Annotated in this window: 18 protein-coding genes; 3 read left to right on the top strand and 15 right to left on the bottom strand. The window is 38.1% G+C overall.

All coding sequences use genetic code 11. The annotated features are described in order from the left end of the window. The first annotated feature begins 236 nt into the window (after window positions 1-236). The 3 genes from CLIN57ABFB40_RS05795 to CLIN57ABFB40_RS05785 are packed head-to-tail and all read left to right on the top strand — an operon-like array spanning window position 237 to window position 1,712. A complete protein-coding gene (locus CLIN57ABFB40_RS05795; protein WP_175629281.1) occupies window positions 237-443 on the top strand; it encodes a helix-turn-helix transcriptional regulator in 207 nt (68 codons plus the stop codon). Continuing rightward, complete coding sequence (locus CLIN57ABFB40_RS05790; RefSeq protein WP_175629280.1) at window positions 440-778, top strand: HipA N-terminal domain-containing protein; 339 nt, start codon at window positions 440-442, stop codon at window positions 776-778. Before CLIN57ABFB40_RS05795 ends, CLIN57ABFB40_RS05790 begins: the two co-directional genes overlap by 4 nt. Further along, window positions 771-1,712, top strand: a complete 942-nt coding sequence (locus tag CLIN57ABFB40_RS05785; protein WP_175629279.1) for a HipA domain-containing protein — start codon at window positions 771-773, stop codon at window positions 1,710-1,712. Before CLIN57ABFB40_RS05790 ends, CLIN57ABFB40_RS05785 begins: the two co-directional genes overlap by 8 nt. A 319-nt stretch (window positions 1,713-2,031) precedes the next feature. Here CLIN57ABFB40_RS05785 and CLIN57ABFB40_RS05780 read toward each other — a convergent pair whose 3' ends face one another. The 15 genes from CLIN57ABFB40_RS05780 to CLIN57ABFB40_RS05710 all read right to left on the bottom strand — a co-directional run bounded on the left by CLIN57ABFB40_RS05780 (window position 2,032) and on the right by CLIN57ABFB40_RS05710 (window position 18,937). Beyond that, the gene (locus tag CLIN57ABFB40_RS05780; protein ID WP_175629278.1) at window positions 2,032-3,390 is read right to left on the bottom strand and encodes a transposase; all 1,359 of its coding nucleotides are present in this window, start codon (window positions 3,388-3,390) and stop codon (window positions 2,032-2,034) included. Between the two features lie 167 nt (window positions 3,391-3,557). Further along, entirely contained in the window at window positions 3,558-3,701 is a 144-nt protein-coding gene (locus CLIN57ABFB40_RS20205) for a PIN domain-containing protein (protein ID WP_254871707.1), read from the bottom strand. A gap of 185 nt (window positions 3,702-3,886) precedes the next feature. Continuing rightward, a complete protein-coding gene (locus CLIN57ABFB40_RS05770; RefSeq protein WP_254871706.1) occupies window positions 3,887-4,066 on the bottom strand; it encodes a hypothetical protein in 180 nt (59 codons plus the stop codon). Between the two features lie 304 nt (window positions 4,067-4,370). Continuing rightward, the gene (locus CLIN57ABFB40_RS05765) at window positions 4,371-4,943 is read right to left on the bottom strand and encodes an N-acetylmuramoyl-L-alanine amidase (RefSeq protein ID WP_175629277.1); all 573 of its coding nucleotides are present in this window, start codon (window positions 4,941-4,943) and stop codon (window positions 4,371-4,373) included. Between the two features lie 52 nt (window positions 4,944-4,995). Then, a complete protein-coding gene (locus tag CLIN57ABFB40_RS05760; protein WP_175629276.1) occupies window positions 4,996-5,334 on the bottom strand; it encodes a hypothetical protein in 339 nt (112 codons plus the stop codon). Window positions 5,335-5,347: 13 nt separating this feature from the next. Further along, window positions 5,348-7,708, bottom strand: coding sequence for a hypothetical protein (locus CLIN57ABFB40_RS05755; RefSeq protein WP_175629275.1), 2,361 nt, complete (start codon window positions 7,706-7,708; stop codon window positions 5,348-5,350). 6 nt (window positions 7,709-7,714) lie between these two features. Beyond that, window positions 7,715-10,648 carry a hypothetical protein gene (locus CLIN57ABFB40_RS05750; RefSeq protein WP_175629274.1) on the bottom strand — a complete coding sequence of 978 codons (2,934 nt, stop codon included), beginning with the start codon at window positions 10,646-10,648 and terminating at the stop codon, window positions 7,715-7,717. After that, a complete protein-coding gene (locus tag CLIN57ABFB40_RS05745) occupies window positions 10,645-11,310 on the bottom strand; it encodes a hypothetical protein (protein ID WP_175629273.1) in 666 nt (221 codons plus the stop codon). Before CLIN57ABFB40_RS05745 ends, CLIN57ABFB40_RS05750 begins: the two co-directional genes overlap by 4 nt. An 80-nt stretch (window positions 11,311-11,390) precedes the next feature. Next, the gene (locus tag CLIN57ABFB40_RS05740) at window positions 11,391-11,825 is read right to left on the bottom strand and encodes a WbuC family cupin fold metalloprotein (RefSeq protein WP_175629272.1); all 435 of its coding nucleotides are present in this window, start codon (window positions 11,823-11,825) and stop codon (window positions 11,391-11,393) included. 5 nt (window positions 11,826-11,830) lie between these two features. Beyond that, the gene (locus CLIN57ABFB40_RS05735) at window positions 11,831-12,829 is read right to left on the bottom strand and encodes an MraY family glycosyltransferase (RefSeq protein WP_175629271.1); all 999 of its coding nucleotides are present in this window, start codon (window positions 12,827-12,829) and stop codon (window positions 11,831-11,833) included. A 6-nt stretch (window positions 12,830-12,835) separates the two neighbouring features. Next, complete coding sequence (locus CLIN57ABFB40_RS05730) at window positions 12,836-13,720, bottom strand: NAD-dependent epimerase/dehydratase family protein (RefSeq protein WP_175629270.1); 885 nt, start codon at window positions 13,718-13,720, stop codon at window positions 12,836-12,838. A gap of 68 nt (window positions 13,721-13,788) precedes the next feature. After that, the gene (locus CLIN57ABFB40_RS05725; protein ID WP_175629269.1) at window positions 13,789-14,952 is read right to left on the bottom strand and encodes a glycosyltransferase family 4 protein; all 1,164 of its coding nucleotides are present in this window, start codon (window positions 14,950-14,952) and stop codon (window positions 13,789-13,791) included. Between the two features lie 1,105 nt (window positions 14,953-16,057). Further along, window positions 16,058-17,032: a glycosyltransferase family 2 protein gene (locus CLIN57ABFB40_RS05720; RefSeq protein WP_175629268.1), complete on the bottom strand. Its 975-nt coding sequence runs from the start codon at window positions 17,030-17,032 to the stop codon at window positions 16,058-16,060. A 1-nt stretch (window position 17,033) separates the two neighbouring features. Further along, window positions 17,034-17,843: a glycosyltransferase gene (locus CLIN57ABFB40_RS05715; RefSeq protein ID WP_175629267.1), complete on the bottom strand. Its 810-nt coding sequence runs from the start codon at window positions 17,841-17,843 to the stop codon at window positions 17,034-17,036. A gap of 5 nt (window positions 17,844-17,848) precedes the next feature. Beyond that, window positions 17,849-18,937: an EpsG family protein gene (locus CLIN57ABFB40_RS05710; RefSeq protein ID WP_175629266.1), complete on the bottom strand. Its 1,089-nt coding sequence runs from the start codon at window positions 18,935-18,937 to the stop codon at window positions 17,849-17,851.

Below are 18,937 nucleotides of genomic sequence, written 5' to 3'. Positions count from 1 at the left end.
GATAAATGCAAATCCCTGTATTTCATCGCGTTGTATATACGTGTTGTACCGTCTCTTTTCAGCCCTTTTGTGATGTGTTGTACTTGTTTTAGCCTTAATATTAATGCCTCAATCTTCTTTAAATTATACCCTATCTGATATAATTGCAGTGGCAAAACAATAAATTATACCCATACTGATATAATATCGAATATTTGTGTTAACTTTGTACCTGAAAAGGTATAAAGTATGATACTATGAATAGTCTTTCTACTACGGTCAAGATGTTGCGAAAGCAGTATAACCTGACGCAAGAAGAACTCTCATTGAAGTCGGGAGTAGGATTGCGCTTTGTGCGAGACCTTGAACAAGGAAAGGAAACATTGCGCCTTGATAAGGTGAATCAACTCCTTGACTTTTTCAATTATGAAATGGTTGCCACTTCTAAAACAGATAATCAATGAGACAAGCCCATATATTTTACAAAGACCAATTGGCTGGGATTCTGACAGAAAACGATGCCGGGTATGAGTTCTGCTATTTGCCGGAATATCTCTCTTCGGAAACGGCAAAGGCTATTAGCCTGACATTGCCTTTACAGGAGGAAGCATATACAAGTCCTGTGCTGTTTCCATTTTTCGATGGTTTGATTCCTGAAGGATGGCTGTTGGATGTTGCATTGCGGAATACAGACATCAGTATTCTTGACCGGATGGCGTTGTTGCTGACATGCTGCAAAGATTGTATCGGAGCAGTAAGCGTTATTCCTTTGGAAGAAAAGGAGGGAAACCATGTGTAATTGCTTATATTGTTATCGTCCGCTCTTAAAAGGGGAAAAGGACATGCACACGGCTTGCATAAAGAAGTTCTTCGGAACAACAACATTGCCAGTTCTTGATTATACGACAGAACAACTTGATCAGCTTGCTTTGCAAATCATTCAAGACCAAACCTCTTTGACCGGTGTTCAGCCGAAGCTGTCCTTGCATTTGAAAGAGCATGAGGGCAACAAACGATTGACCATTGTCGGGCTATGGGGCGGTTATATTTGTAAACCACAAACCTCGCAATATGAAATGATGCCTGAGGTCGAGGATTTAACCATGCACCTTGCAGAGGTGGCACGTATTGAGGTAGTCCCTCATACACTGATGCGGATGGCGGATGATACGCTATGCTATCTTACCCGCCGGATTGACAGAACTTCTACTGGAGAGAAGATTGCGATGGAAGATATGTGCCAACTGACAGAAAGGCAAACAGAGCATAAATACAAAAGTAGTTATGAACGTATCGGCAAGGCTGTTTTGAAATACTCGTCTTTACCTAAAATGGATGTTACCAATTTCTTCGAGTTGGTATTTTTCTCTTGGTTGACAGGGAATAACGATATGCACTTAAAGAACTTCTCTTTGTATGAGGTGGCAGATATGATACGGTTGACCCCTGCTTACGATTTGCTAAATGCGGTTATCATCAATCCCAAGGATGACGAAGAGTTGGCATTAACCTTGAATGGTCGGAAGAAAAAGCTTCAAAGAGAGGATTTTATTAGGTCAGCATCCACGCTGGGTATAGAGAATGTAATTGTAGAACGATTGATAAATAAGTATATCAAACTATTGCCCAAGTTTGAGACTGTCATTCAAAACTCTTTTCTAAGTGCTGAATTAAAAGAAATGTATGGCGAATTGTTGAAGGAACGGCTTGCGAGGCTTTCACAGGGATTGTAAGTTAGCTTCTTGGCTATATGGAAGTAAGCACACAATTTAGGGCATCCCCCTTTGAAAGGGCACTTTTCAGTGCCCTAAATCGAGTTTTGTTAATTAGGGATATTCAGTAAATGTTCCTCTTTCTAAAAAATCAAGAGAAAAGCTTTGCTTTACGTGAGCTTTTCTCTTGATTTTTTCGTTCAACTCTCCCAGTCTTCTATCTTTTTTGTAGAATATTGTTTACATATTCTTGTTTTTTCCTTCCCACCCATGCATTATGTACATGTCTTATTTAGGGGAAGTTAAAACCTCTCCTGTTTTTCCTCTTATTTTGATCCGATTATGCTGCCTTTCTTTTTTTCTTTTCAACCTTTTCTATCATACATACCGCATTGGCTGTATGTATCCCAAAGAAAATCCAAAGTACTTCCGTTTTCCTGTTTCTAGCTTTTATCCTGGCCAGTGAGTAATGTTGTTTCTGCGTTCCAAAACTTCCTTCCAGGCGGGTAGCTCTTTCACGGCTGAGTTCCGACCGTAAGATTTTCCGAAGCGGCTCATCTTTGGCAGCTCTGCCCTTACGCTTAAAGGAAGTACTTATATGATATTTTGTACAAAATTTCCGGTTGGCATTATTGGCATAGATTGAATCCGCCGCAAGCGCCTTAACCCTAACCCCGGTCAGTTGTTGTTGCAGATGAATACAGTCTTTCAAACGTACTCCTTCGTTAAAAGCCTTAAAGGAGATATGTTCTATAAAGGAGATTCCGTCTATCTGTATATTGTTGACTTTGGCTCCGAATTCAACGGATTTGGTTTCCTTGCCTCTGATAATGGGGCGAAGGTAATGCCGGTCGATACTCACGATACGGTTGGACACTTTTTTGCCTGCAAATAAATTCTTCCCTTGCTCAAGGACCGTCTGTATGACCGAGAAACGTCTTTGGTAATCAGAGGATAATGTAAGCCTGTTCCTGTAGGATGAATGAAGCTGCTCCAGCTGGTCAAGTAACTTTTCCAATAACTGAAGTAACCTGCGTGTAATCATACGAGTCTGTGATTTCTTGCGTTTACGCAGTTTGCTATAAGCAAGATAGGCACGGCGTACATCAAGATACTTGTTACGGGGACGTTGTATATGCAAGGTCTGGCAATGTTTGCACAGATGACGATGAAGCCATACAATACCTTCCCATAAGAGTTTGGTATCAGTAGGAAAACGCAGATGACTTTCATAACAGGTGGCATCGGTCATACAGACATGAAGGTTCTCAAGATAAGGTTTCCAATACTCGGCAAGAATGAGCTGGAGGGAGTCAACGTCAAGGCGATTCGCTAGTTCCTGACGAATTGCACTAACGATTTTAGGATTGGTTAGTGGATGAAGCGGATCAATCTGAACACCACAAAATAACTGGTAATGAATATTACCGTTTAAATGCCCAATCAGTTGTGCATCGGAAAAGTTGGCATAGGACTTCAAGACCATCAAGGCTATTTTACCTTCGGGAGAAAAATAACTTTTACGCCCCAAAGGAGAGGACTTCAAATGCATTTGTCGGACCAGTTCCGAGAAAGGGAATAGAGAATGGAGTCGACCTAATTCACTCGTTGCAAAACTTTGACGATATTTTTTAAGCATATCGAACTCGGTAAAACCTAAACAAGGTTCGATTTCTGAGATTTTTTGTATCTTTACCATGTGTTTTCATTTTTAATTACCCCCGTTTTGGCCGTCAAACCGTTTTTTGGGGGAATGCTTAAAGATACAAAAAAGGCAACTAACTCGCAATGAATTAGTTGCCTTAAATTTTATTACTTTAGGAATATCCCTATTTGTAAAATAAGACAGTGTACTTTATCGGATGCTTATAAACAATTAACCAACTCCAAAAGATAATCATCTTTTGGATCACGACAACGGGGCATTATATTTTCTAATTGATACAATTGAGTGTCTTCACTCATAAAATCCAATAGCAAAGCAATTTGTTCTTGAGAGAAATACTTCATCAATTTTGGTCGTGAACTAACTTCCCGTATTTCGTCCAAGAGTTCTTAGGAAACGACCAATTCAAAATTGGATGTGATAACAAGCTTAGGAGATACGAAAGTTTCCGACCTATCAAAAAGCTAATCCATAGAGATTCATTATCTATTTTCATATCTTGCCTTACTGACCGATTCTATTTCAGCATCTATATCAACAATGAAATCTCATCGTTCTTGAATACTTCCAACAAATGTTGCAACTTAATCTTTCGTGTTTCTGCTTTTAATTCACGGCTTAACTTCATTTTATCTTCATCAGACAACTGACGTATCAAGTCTAAGACCTGATTATAGCCCAAACGTATTTTCAAGGATGCTGTTGCCATTTTCTTCTTTTTATATATATTGCAAATATAGCATTATTATTCATTCCTTGCACATAAACTCCGTCTTTATTTATACCATTTTTCAACGATCTATCCGATAAAAATAAAACGTTAATCAACATACCCCCTAAAATAGATATATCAACCATCTTCACAGACAGTTGATATATCATACATACAAACACATATCAGCTTTTACGCCAATATGAGGGATAAATCAGGAATATACCGCTGTATCCTTCCCAACTCGTATAATGCAGGGAATTCATGAATATATCATGAGTTCAGGGACCTACATATTTCTTTAATATTCCTTTAGATAGTTCGTAATACCTTCCAGCAATATATTCGTGACGCACTGCTTCCCTTCTTCCGAGAGAAGGAATTCAACATCCTCCTTATTATCCTGAAAGAAATTCTCGACCAGCACTGCCGGACAATTCGTTTGCTGACAGATATAAAAATTGGCAGTCCAATACAACTTTTGCGGAGACGGACGACGTACTTTCACCTTCCGATTCAAGGCAGCTTGCGCCAATTGCCGGGCAAGCCGTTTGCTATTCATTGAAGCATTGTTACCAACAAATACGCTCCATCCGTTTGCGGACATCCATTCAGCACCACTCCCCATCGCATTGCAATGGATTGATACCAATATAGCATCTTTGCCGATTGCATTGATACGCCTCACACGCTCAAATAACGCCACATCATTTTCTCCCGGCACAATACGCATAGCATCAATGCCTTCATTTTGTAATCCGGTTACCAATCGGTCTGCGATTTCACGAGTATATGCATACTCTTTCAAACGACCGTCAGGCGAACATTTGCCGGGAGTTTCCTTGCCGTGTCCGTTATCTATCAATATTTTCATGTGTTAAATATATACTTCCTATATTAGTTTTACAATTCTTCATACATATAGTTCAATAAATTTTATATCTAAAATAATCCGATTTTTCATAATCATAAATGCGAATCTCATTTCCACGCACTTCTCCCATACAATAGGCACCAGACTCATAGTCATACCCTTTAAATTTTCCACGTTCTACTTTTATCAATATATAAAATCCTGAAACATAATCATAGAAATTAGGAAGTTTCCCTTGTATATAGCCTCTTCGCTTGTAATCATATATTTGAATCCTATTTCCCGACACTAAGGTACGTTTCTGATAGTAATAATGTTCTCCTCTCACAAAATCATAAACAGAACTATATGAAGAACTAACATTTAATACCACTCCACATATATATGCCATACAAGCCCTCTTATCATTGTCCATTTTCCATAAATTTATAAATATTGCAAGACCTCTGTAAATCAGTAATTACATTCATCCTTTTTATTGGTGAAAATCCACAACTTTCCAAATGTAAATACGCTCTAGCATACTCATTATAAATATTAGTCATAAATATTCCTGGGTCATCCGTACCCAGTACAACAGGTGGAAGCAAGCAATCCGTTTCTTGCACTTCCAACCATTTTTTCAAATGATACTCTCCCAATTCTCTATAATAACTAATCCGTAGATTACTACTTGGCAAAGCTTCAACAGCAATTCCTTTCTTGGCCATTTTTTCTAACATGATACATTGAAGCAACTCCAAGATATCCACCGATATCACCCCTGTCGTCTCTATTTGAATTAATTTATCGTATTCAGCCCGACTTCCTCTACCTAACAAAGGAGCATGATACATATTCATCAAATTTCTCACCTTCTCATTTTTCAACATATCAATTACCTTTTTGTATTCCTTATAAGATTCCACAAAGTCCCATTCTGCAATCTTTGAATATTTTTTTTCTAAATACAAAAAAGGATCATATTTTCTAAGTTTCCATGCCAAACATAAAAGATAAGGTGGATAAAAATCTCCATATATTTTATATGCAAGTTCATGAATTTTACTTTCCAATTCCAAAATGACCTTCTGCAACTTTATATGATGAGATTCTTTCGTTAATTCCCAGACAAAAACTAAATCATCCAGCCACTCTCCTTGTGAAACAAAACATATATTTCCTATTCGCGTCCTCCATAATTCAGGAGAAATTCCGACAGCAGTACAATGCCCCAATCTATCTCCCGAACGCAACTCCAGAAAATCAATAGCTTCCCAAATACTTCTCAACCCGCTCAACAAATGTCTAAAATCCTCTCCTACATGAAAAGTTACATGCTCAATTCCTCTCTTTCTCAAAAAACGAAAGATCTGAGAAAAAACTTCCGGTCCTGCATCCAATTCATTTGCAGCCGCATCAATACCAACAATCTTAGAACTATATTTGCTCCTATGTAAAAAGCCATCAAGCGCCAACGCCTTTTTCTGCAATTTTTTCCGTAGCAAACGATGGCGAATCGCTAGTTTTTTGACTTTTTTTGATTCAGGTTCTTTAATAAAATGAGCTACTAATAATAGATTAGATTTTCCAAGCAGTCCAGACTCTTCTTTTGCTTTTTCATATCCTTTCATAATACTTGCAACTAAACGGCTATTCTCAATCAATGATTCTTTGGGTGAGAAACGTCCTTCCAAAGTTCCTAAATACACTTGTCCACCACAACCGGATAATTGCAGAAACCTATTTTTATATAGTTTTTCTACTCTATATCGAAAAGAATTCTCTGTCAGTAACTGGAACTGTGAAAATCCCGTTTGTGTTTGTTGCATTACTATAAATCTATGTACTAATCCCTTTATTAACAAATAATGATGAAACCATCCTACCAATTCCATATTGCGCGTTCGTTTGATTTCATACATTACTAACAAATACAACAACAATTCTTCTACCAATATCCCCAATGAACTATCATCACGAACTTCTCCCCACAGATTTCTGAGAATCAAAGAGTCTTTTAGCCGATCTACAGTTCCCTGCTTGAATATATCATTCCCCGAAGCGATTATTACAACCATCTTCCTCCTAATTTCCCGAGCATCCTCAAGTCTTTTCAACAATGTCATAGGGGTAAAATCGGCTATAATCTGCTCTGATAATTTCCTCACAGCCAATCTGCTATTATAAACCTCCAAATAATCTTTAGCTACAAGACATGGATTCTGTAGCATATAATTCCATAAAACATCTGTTTCTGTTGTTCCATTCAGATGTATATGCAAATCATTTAATCCCCCCGCTTCTTGAACCAAATAATTCAAATCCGGAAGAAAAGGTAGCAATTGTGCAGTATACTTAAAAATAGACAGCTTTCTTTTTGCAAAAGAGAATATATCATTAGGCTGAAGTAGACACATAGAAAAATCATCAAGAAAATTAGCTGCAATAATTAATGAAGGTGGAACTTGAGTTATCAAATTCATCCATCCGTCAAAACGCTCCGCTTTTACATATAAAGAATCTCTTGATCGAAATAAATACTCCTCAGCCAATTCACAAGGCATCCTCCATATAAAATCATCAAAGTTCTCATAATTCGTCAGATACATATCCCCCAAACTTTCATAATATATATCACTTTTAAAGGGATTAGCCTGTCTTTCTACCGCAATAAGTCTACGACAAATATGCCTAAAATCTACAATATGCTTTCCATCCAGACAACGTTCATACTCAAATAAACTTTCATTATCGCACAGAAATTGAGACAATATCGGCAACATACCCATTTATTTTACAGGAATGGAATTTAATATATTATAAACGGACTTCCCTGAATTCTGTTTATATTCCATCCCCTTATTATATTCCTCTTTAATCCAACTTGCTATCCCCTCTTGTCGTTTACTCAGACTTATAATTTCACTATTCACATTTTCCAGCTTAGTTACCAAAGATTTCATGTTCTGCTGTTCATTCGTATACTGTTCATTGACCAAAGACTTATTAGTTCTGTATGTAATAATCTTTCCGCTTTCCAACTCAAGTGGTCCATTTATTTTTTTCTTTATTTTATCCCTTTCTCTTTTCAGTCTTTCCCTCCTTTCCCATAAATCCATTCCAGAATCTATATATTTTTGGATAAAAGCTATTTCCTCTTCCAATTCTTCCAATTTATAAAAGTTATCTAACCAATCAATATTATTACGGCATTTTTCTATACCCTGCTCTAATTTTCCCCTTATAGTTTTCAATGAATCCAAAGATATGAAATTACGATTACACTTCAACAGCTCACTCAACATAACTCTTTCCACATCGGTTTTTCGCTCTATTAAACTAACCACAAAAGGGTTCAAGAACAAAGTCAACAGTGGACATTGAACCAACCAATCGTACAAACATATTCGTTCATTCACTTGCCTCTTTTTTTTATATGTACAGTTCTTTATTTGTACATTTTCAATATAGATTCGTTCTATATCACCTACATTATTAAAATTTAATCCTTCCCAACCTTTATCAGCTCCATCCTCAACAAGAGCTGCATTTAACAATGCTATGACATAAAGATTAAGTTTCTCACCCACATTACTATAATACGCTTTATTTTGGTCAATATGCACCAAAGTAAAATAAAAACGTGTAAAAATACGATCCAATAATTGACAAGACACTGTAACCTTCATAGACGACCACCTCATAAAGCCCACCAACAGCCCTTTCAAAGATTCCATATCTCCCTGCTCCTTCATCTGTAAAACTCCCCATTGCTCTTCTTCTTTCTTTTCAGAAGATATTTGCGGATGTAATCCATCATTCGGCTCCAAATAATTTCTATACTGCCCCAGCTTATTCAAAAATAAAACCAACTTAGCAACTTTATTTTCATCTGTTTTATTCTTATCTGTTTCATTAAAAATAAACAAAGCATCTCTGATGATAGATAATAACTTATATATTGAAACAAATACACTTTCTTTTTTCATCGCATCCATCGTACCAAGCATTGGAAGTAATGATAATATATAATTATACTCCAATAATTGCAGCGGCGATTTATTTCCTATGAAAATAGTCCCTGGCAACACATCTATCTCATCATTAAAAGAGTTATTCAATACAGAATTACAAAATGCATGAGCCAGTCCAACACTCTTATTCAATCCGGCATCTGCATCCAAAAGAGTAAATCCTAAAAAATTATTAAGAATTTCGTTGTCTTTTTTCCCCCCCATTTTCTCACTTACTGCACGCACATACGAAATACGCATCCAGTAATCAAAAATCAAGAAATGATTTCTATTCACCAATTCATTAAATCTTGCCCCGATAGCAAATAAGGCTTTATTCAGAATTTCATCATTCGTTTCAGGCAAAAAGTTTGCTCCAATATACAAAGCATTAGTATTCACTAGAAAATTCAACATATCTATCGTATAGATAGGTCCTGCTTTAATCAAAGCCTTCGCATTATGAGATTTCTGATTGATATCATTCCAAAATATATCTAATAATCCGGTAGATAGTTCCGGTTTAGCAAGCATCTTTCTTTTATCATAACGTCCCTGCGCTATTAATAAATTATTCAATAAAGTAAGAATACGGATCTGTACCCGTAATGACAATCCCTCTAAAAAACGAATAATCTCTTCACTTACTTTCAAATTATTCTTTTCCAACCCAAGAAGTTCTATTATGAGACTATAGCATTCATCAATTTCCATTTCTCTTTGAGAAGAAAAAAGCACTTCAAGAGAATAATTTTCCTCCTCCAGATATTCTCTGATAGTTTTTAACAAAACCCTATTTTCCGGTTTCAATATCTTCACCAAATATTGGTTTTCCAATTGATCCACCATCAACGAAAATTCTTCTTTTTTTCTCTTCCCATATTGAACTTCCTTTCTCAAAAAAGCCAAATCAAAGCATTTCCAAGAAGCCTTTCTCACCAACTTACCGTACAATTCCAAATCACCGGTAATTATCGTCACAATCTGAGCAGAAGTCAAGTATTTCCTTATTACTTCTAAAATCTCATATCCCCTTTTAAATTCTGTATCAATATCATCAAAAGAAATGACCAGACACTTCTTTTTCAGAAGTTTTAAAGCCATCCTTACATAATCATGAAACGATTTCTCCAAATTATTAGAAGCTTCAGCCTTCTCCATTCCCAAGATAGAAATAAATTCCTCATCATCCCACTCCTCATAAACCCCTTTTTTGCCAACTCCATCTATAAAGGGGAGAGCTCTCAACATTTTTTTATAGTTATTATCAAATTCCTTTTTATATTCAAATTCTTCTCTCCTTGTATCATATCGTTCTTCCTTATCATATTTTTGTTCCACCAATTCCTGAATACCAGCAATGATGTTGATAAAAGGATGCTGCTTCATTTCAATCAATGAAGGATCCAAAGGTTTCAAACACAATACATTTTCGTATTCATTTTTTATTCTAGCTAATACGGATAACAAGAATGTTGTTTTTCCGGCTCCTCTGCTGGCAAAAATAGAAATGGCATTATGATGTCGATGTATCTCCTGATTTTGTTCATTACTATAATCAAGCGCTCCCAATGCCTTTTTATATAATCCATCCCATATACTCATAATTTGAGCCATCTTTGACTGATGAATTAAATTATTGTTTTCGCATGCCGCGGCATCCGAATAATTCATTTTTGAAAGATCTAAAAGGACTTTAGTATTGTTCATAGTATCCAAATTTGATTCGATTTAATATAGCTATAGTAACTTAATATAATTTCACGTATTTGAACTTCCGCATTTTCTTTGGCAGCTATCATACATCGCCAAAACAAAATAAGGCACAATGCTATTAAAAGTACAAAATAGCCCCAAGCAAACTTTTCGCCAAAACTATATTTCAGTTCTAACACCGCAGCAAATGCCACCAAACAAGAAGTCATTAATCCCTCAAACATAGCCTGCATTACCCAGAAACGATGAATGAAATTGACCCTATCTTTCGCATTCTCGTTTTTTTGCAGTTCAATCCACATGTATGTATACGCATCTTTTTTCTTTGAAACAGGAGTAAAGGTATCCACATCTATGTTTGCCCCCAAAGCATTTATTGTTTCATTATATATTTTTTCAAAATCATCATTAATCCCCCTTTGAATACTCCATCGTATAGCTTTTCCTACTATCCATGAGAATATTCCAGCAATATATGCAAGAAAAATACAACAACAAATCATTACAGAATTATTTATCAGTTCCAAATGAATGTCGTGTATATGTAAATTCAAGAGAATGATTAAAAAGGTCAAAGTTCCAGAAATGATATAAGAAAGATCAAGAATACTAAATGCTTCAGAGATAGTATCTATTATTTTTTGAAAATTAAGCATATTTATTATCCTAGTTAGTGTTCAATTTGAACGTATCGTAATTTCTTTAAGTATTTCAATACAGATATAGTCACGTAGCTTCATTTATACGCTCCGTCCTTGGCCTCAAATATCACCGAAGGCTCAATTACTTCTACCGTATGCCATGCACCTTTAGGAATTTGGCAACCATACTTGGATTCTGCAGGATTGAGGTGGACACGTTGTATCTCTCGATATTTCACCTTACGGGCTACATCCTGTGCATCCATACCTTGTGGAAGTTCTTCCGTACCATTCTCATACGAAACTACTTCCTCATAGATTACCTCATCCAACTTTCCACACAAACAGATTACCGTTTCGGCAGTATACTCATGTCGATGAATAGGCACAACCGTCCCCGGCAGCAATGCATTGAGCATGCGCTGACTCGTATCGGCAGGCGAAGTACGCAAATCGAAGTTCTGACGTAAACGAGGATTGGTCACAGCTTGTTCAAAAAGCGTATCTAAAAAATCTTTATCAAATTCCATAATTATTATTTTTTCAATGATGCGAGATATTCTTCATGCAAATGATAGTACTTTTTCATGAACAATACATAAGCAATAGCTAATACAATCAATGTACTGATCAAATATACCCAATGAGCGAATATTGTATCAGGGCAGAGATAGATAAATCCGAGAGAGAGCACCAGTTGCACCACCATATACAGAGATGCCACCTTCACATGCCCGATCTTCAGTTCGTTAGCCATAATCTGATAGGCATGCTTACGATGAGCTTCCCCTAGATTCTCGTGTAGCAAGATGCGATGACAGATAGTCAGACAGCCATCCACACCATAGACGAGAAGGAAAATGAGATAAGTCACATCTCCTGTTGTTAAGACTAACAAACCTATCATAAACAACAAGATATAAGCTACGCCAATAGAACCGACGTCACCCGCAAAGCACTTTGCCTTACCCTTCGGGCGGAAGTTGAACAAGCAGAATATCACATCTGCAATCAACACCACATAAATGAGCGACTGATTAACAAAGTAAATCGTGTTATTTAACAAAGCAAGAGGTACAAGTGATGCCATTGCATACACCCCAGTTATACCGTTCACACCATCCATGAAATTGACCACGTTCGATGCGCCCACACACACTATAAGCGCAATGATCACAATCCACCACATATCCCAGTGTAGGATATTCAACTGTCCAAACATCATCGTCATGGCAACAATCTGAGCCACCAACCGCACACTATCTGGCAACGAACGGATGTCATCAATGAAGCTCACTCCGGCAATGAGGGTAACTGCCAAGAGGAAGAATGGATACTGAAAGCCATAAAAGACAGACCAAATCCATAGACTTAGCAGGAAGATGATTCCTCCCCCCCTCAGCACGCTCGTTGAGTGGCTCGAACGCTCATTCGGTTTATCGATGATATTAAACCTGTCAGCGATCTTGAAATACGCCAACTCCAATACAAGAAGAATCATAAAGATGATTCCGTAAGTTACAACCACATTCATATACTACTATTTCTTTAACGATTGTGCCACACGTTTCAAACTTTCCTCAAAAGAAACTAACTGATAGTCAAAGTCCATCTTCGACATCTGAGGGTCGTAATAATAGGTGGAAAACATCTTGTTGATTGGCTGTAGTATGAAACTACCCAACCAAACGCAAGGATTAAATAGACGAGTGATCCAAATTTTATGCCCCCTCGCCTTGGCAAAAAAGCGGATAATCTCAACAGTATCAGCCAATTCTCTGTTCTGAGGATAGAACGTGCCTGCTAGCTGATGCTCAATAGCCTGCTTTACGAACTCCGCAAGGTTATCGATATAGAGCATAGAACGCTTGTTATGCCACTCCGGGAAGACAGGAATTTTGCAAGCCAACTTCACCAGACGTGAAAAATTGCCCTTCGCGTTAGCACCATAGATCATGCATGGACGTAAAATGCATATCTTCATATCTTCAGAATTATTCTGCACCAAGGCCTTCAGACCATTCTCCGCCTGCAACTTCGAGTCGCCATAGAATCCATTAGGATTCGGCTTGCTATGAGCTGTCAGTACCTCCCTCTTCAAACTCCGACTCTCGTGGAATACAATCTGCGAGCTCATGAAGATGAACTGCTTCACGCCATTCACCTTCGCGTGCTTCGCCACCTCAATGGCTAAATCACGATTCACTTTGTAGTACAGCTGCTCCATCTTCGGATCCGCATTCACATGTGCGATACCTGCTACATGGAACACTACATCGTACCTGCTATAGTCAACCTTCTTCCAATTATCCTCCATGGTATCCACCGCATCAAACAGATACTCTCCGGGAGCACTTGCTAAAATATACTGACGCACACTCTCACCCACGTATGAACCCGCACCGGTAATAAGAATTTTCTTCATTTATATGTTGTTATTTTTATTAAACTCATTCTCCTCCACATCAATGTCCTTAGTACCCCAATAGGAGTCTAAAGCACATTGACAGGATTATACAACTCCCTCATAATTTCCATCACAGCCCCAACGTCCAGGCTCTTGGCCTTTTCAATGTTGTACGCCCCCCCGGTCTTCAAGTCTTTGGCAACCATAATCTTACTTAGAGCGATAGTCACCTCATCGCTCTTGGCAGGAGAGAACATAAATCCCCCTTCACCCTCATCTATCAGATCCGTATTACCCCTAATACGAGAGCAAAGCACCGGTAACCCACTCGCCATAGCCTCCATCACAGCCACCGACAATCCCTCTCTGTACGACGGATGCGCAAACACATCTGCAGCCTTGAACAACTCACGAACATCCGTGCGAAACCCCAACAACTGTAACTGTTCGTTGATACCTAGCTCTGTCGCCAACTGCTCCAAATGTTCCTTCAGTACCCCACGTCCAGCTATCACATACTTCAGGCGCTTGTCACCCAAGGAAGCCATCGCATGTAGTACCACCTCATGATTCTTATTCCTGTTTAATTCACCCACACTCAGCATCAAGATATCGCCATCGCCAATACCCAATTCCTTACGCTTAGCAGCACGCACCTCAGCATAATCTGCCGCTGGATTGAAAGCCTTGGTATTAATACCCACTCCAGGCACATACACCACCTCTTTAGCGTACATCTTCTCCTGCGCCAACTTATAGTCCTCGTAAGTGATAGTCACTAGTACATCAGTCCATCGGCTGCTGAACTTCTCAATAGGATAGAATATCAGCCAATTCTGCAATGAAGCACCCTTGAAGAAATGAAAACCATGGGCGGTGTAGATCACCTTCGTACCCTTGCCCCGCATATCACGGGCTGCAATACGCGACAGCAAGCCACCTATGGGTGAATGACTATGTATCAGGTCATAATCGTTCTCCTTCACTAGATGACGCGTCTGACGGTACGCCCTCAGGTTTTGCCCCACCTTTAGCACATTACGGGCAAAGTCCACTTGATGACACTCCACCCCCATCTTCGCCAAGGTACACTTTAGTGCCGCCACCTTCTCATCGCTACACGTGCTACCCTCCACAAAGTTGCATGCCACATCCACCTTATAACCCAGTTCTATCATCAACCGGATATTCGGCATATTAAACTGATCTATCATTGACGCCACCGACGCCAAGACTAATGCTTTTTTCATATTCTTAAAAGATTAATTAAAGAAGAACGAAGCGCAATAACCTAAAAGGATACAAGCTTCTTCTAAAATCATAGTTTCAAGTTTATTATGTATATCATGCCTTAACTGTTGCTTATAATTGTATGAACGGAGAGTCTCATTTTTTGTCGATTCTCCTGTATTGTACAATTGAGCACATGCGCAAAATGAAAAATCCAAAGAGAAATGCCATCACAATACCACCTGCATTATTCCCTACGCCTAACCAGTCTACCGACCCACTATCACATTATTACGCACTTCCTGCATTAGCACATAGTTTATACAGAAGGAAAATGATAACAATAATTAATATAAGCGCTACATAAAAGTTTTTCTTACTTACCTTGTTTAAAATGTTATTACATAAGACATCATACATCTCGCACATACTAGTTCCTATCCCCAACTGTAGAATCTCAATATGAATGCTCACCAATACCCTAAAGCCAATGGTCATAAACTATGCCCCTAACCTCCCAATACTGTGAACCACAGTACCAGGAAGATGCAAACTATAATCCAAATATAAATAATACAAACCAAGCGATTGAACCCATTCAAATCTTCTTGTTTTTTTGAATCCCTGTCGTCCCTAAGGCTTCAACCACCATAGCAGATCAATGTGAGAGAGAAATACGAATAGCTCCCAAGACACATAACTATATTAAAACGTCAAAATAAGCCTTCTTTCGAGAAAGGATATAATTTTATCCCCAAGTGAATGCATAATCTATTTTCTTAGATGTTCGACTAATATGCAAGCAATATAGAATAGTACCATTATTCCCACAACTAAGAGTAAAGCAATTACACCAGTATATGCTTCATTCACTTGCACGAGCCACCTATAATAACATAGTCCAAAAAACGGCAATGAAGATATCAAATAAACTGCCAGAACAGAATTTGATACCCAATTGATAGCCTTATTTTGGATTTTCAGATTTGCAAACAACCAAAATGTCAATACGGATGTAGCAAAAAGTATCAGCGCATGTTTACAGATCATACATTGCCATCAAAGAATGTGATGTCAATACTACAAACATGCATAGAATGCGAAGTAGTTCAAAGTTGGATTGTCTTACTTTTTCACCCATAATGAAACTTTAAATAGAAGTACAAAAAGCCATGCCAAATTATACTTAACAAATTTGAAACGTATAATACCCTTTGACGAGAAAGCATTATCACTGATGAAAGGAATGACAGCATCACTCTCAGGGAACAATTGGTAATATTCACGTAAACCACCGAAAGTGGTGGTGATGAGGTTTATTCTTGCAAAGAACTTTATAGCTAAAGCAGTCTTCTCGTATTCCTTGAAGTCTGTTTTTTCCTCATAAAAATCGTACAAATAACCAGCACACTTGATCATCTGATCAACAGCCTTTCGGCCATAGTTATGTGTAAGTGCTTGCTCATTGCCTCTAAAGTAATGATATGTAGCATTATCTATTTGAGCAAGCCCCTTAGCATAGTAAAATACTCGAAGCATCAAGCCGTTGTCTTCCCACATATTTATACCTTCGTATGGAAGAAGGTTATTATCCTTATATACGTTCGCCTTCACAAGCTTATTAACTGTGTACATTTGCACACAGTTCTTGTACCAATTCTTCAATACATCCTGACAGCTATCACCTAAATCCCCTAATTCTCTCACAAAAGAATGGTTCCCCCATTCCTCAGTAACAGGATACATCACCACCTCAGCCCCAGTCTCAATAGCTTTCCTATACAACGACTCATAAAGATTGGTATCCACCCAGTCATCGCCATCACAATGGATGATGTAGTCTCCAGTAGCATGCTGAAGACCATGGATTCTTGCAGAAGCGAGACCACCATTCTCCTTATTTAGGATTATAACAGAACTCTCACGCTTAGGGTATCGACTAATAACTTCTTTAAGAAGAACTATGCTATTATCTGGAGAACCATCATTTACAAAGATAAACTCAATATCCTCCAAAGTCTGTTCAAAAAGGCTGACGGCACACTTCTCAATATATTTCTCCGTCTTATAGACAGGAACAATCACGGAAACCTTTGACATATTACTTTTGGAATTTAGCTTTAATCTTTCTTAGTCTATGCATCATGAAGTTGGGGATGAGGAGCGTTCTAAGGAACCTCATTGTAGGCACCAACCAATAGTTTTTAATGCCAAGATTCTTCAAAATCTCCATATCTGTTTTGTAACCTCGGAAGTTAGATGATATTCCATGTCTTCTAATAGTTGCATTCTTATCATCGCGCATCTTATAGAGAGGGGTTTGAAGATTATATCCCTTATAACCTGCACAATAGAACTTATGCCAAAGGTAATAATCCTCCATTCGCTCCACCTTCGGTTCTGCCGTATAGTTGCCAATAGCACGAAGAGCCTCTGTACGCATCAACACAGGAGCATGACAGAAAGGTGAAGTTCGCTTAAATGAGTTGATTGTTGGTTCCGGTTCCTTGCGTGTCACCTTCCAATCACCGCTCTCATCGAAGTGTGTCATGGCACTACTAACGAAAGCATACTCGGGATGAGCGTCCAAAAAGTTAATAAGCGTCTCCAAGCGGTTCGGCACACTGATATCATCACCATCCATACGAGCTATAAATTCAGTATCAACATACTCAATGCAATGATTTAAGGTAGCTGCTAACTTCATATTATACTTATTTTTGATTACAATGAAGTTCTCATACTTATTAGCATACTCTTTAGCAATAGCGTATGTATCATCCTTCGACCCATCATCGCACATAATGACTTTAAAGCCTTTATATGTTTGCGCAAGTATTGAGTCAAAGGCCTCACGCAATGTTGGAGCACAATTGTATATGCCCATTATAACAGAAATTCTATATTTCATACATATTACAGATAAATAATGTTCATAAACAAAGTAAAGCCAAGGTGAAGACCAGCAAAAAGGGCTACAGTCTTAAACCTCGAACTGCCCCAGACACATTCTTCATCCAGTAGCGGATAGACCAATACAATAGGGTACATAAACCAACTGAGGTATGCAATACGATTGGTGAAACCTGCGTACATACACAAGAGCCAAATACCATTCATTAAGAGATAGGTACAAAGAACTCTATTGTACTTCAAGTTATCTATCTTTTTCTTGAATATTGCCCAATAACCAACTAAAACCGGCATTGCGCTATATACCACAAAGTCTAAGCGAAAGCCCGTCTTACCTTCCCAACCTGCCATATTCTCAGCATCAAGATATGAGGCACCTTTAGCATCAGAATAGGACATAAACAATGTCTGGAAGAAAGTTACATGAGCAGCCGACAACGCAAGACACAGTACCCAGAACAAGAAATACCCTTTAGGCTTGCTGTAGAACCATACAATAAAGAAAGACAATACACAAGGGGTCATAGAATGATGGAACCCCCATGAAGCAACAGCCAGAATGGAAGCAATAACTGGCTTATCAGACCTGTAAGCTAAAGCACATAGGAACAAAGCTGCAGCAACTCCTGCTTTCACACCATTTACAGAATATGAAAAAGTGGAAAAAGCCCCTAAAAACACAACAAATGCAATCAGCGTGTTATCAGGGAAGAACTTTTTGCAGGCAAGATACGTTCCTATAAAATATATGCTTGCCATAAATAAGAACAAAGTATGCCAGCCAAGATCGTATGATGCAAAGAAGCAATAAATGTTTTCGAACAGCAAATTCTCCACATCTGCTGATAGTACAAAAGGTTCATGCAAATGATAATAGTATCCTGCAACATAACCTACCGTATCAACAAATACCGGATCATTCGGGCGCAGTCCAATAAAGATTGTACAAAGCAATGCAAGAATAAGTGTGTTGCTAGAACTGTCTTTGACTAACACTCCACTACTGCTCATCCTATACCGATTGTACACTGAAAAGGTGGCAATCGTTACTATGAACAAGTAGATAAATAAATAATATGATCCTGGAATCAT

This window comes from Bacteroides acidifaciens, assembly GCF_903181435.1.
Classification (GTDB): domain Bacteria; phylum Bacteroidota; class Bacteroidia; order Bacteroidales; family Bacteroidaceae; genus Bacteroides.
This window is presented reverse-complemented; position numbering and strand designations above follow the sequence as displayed.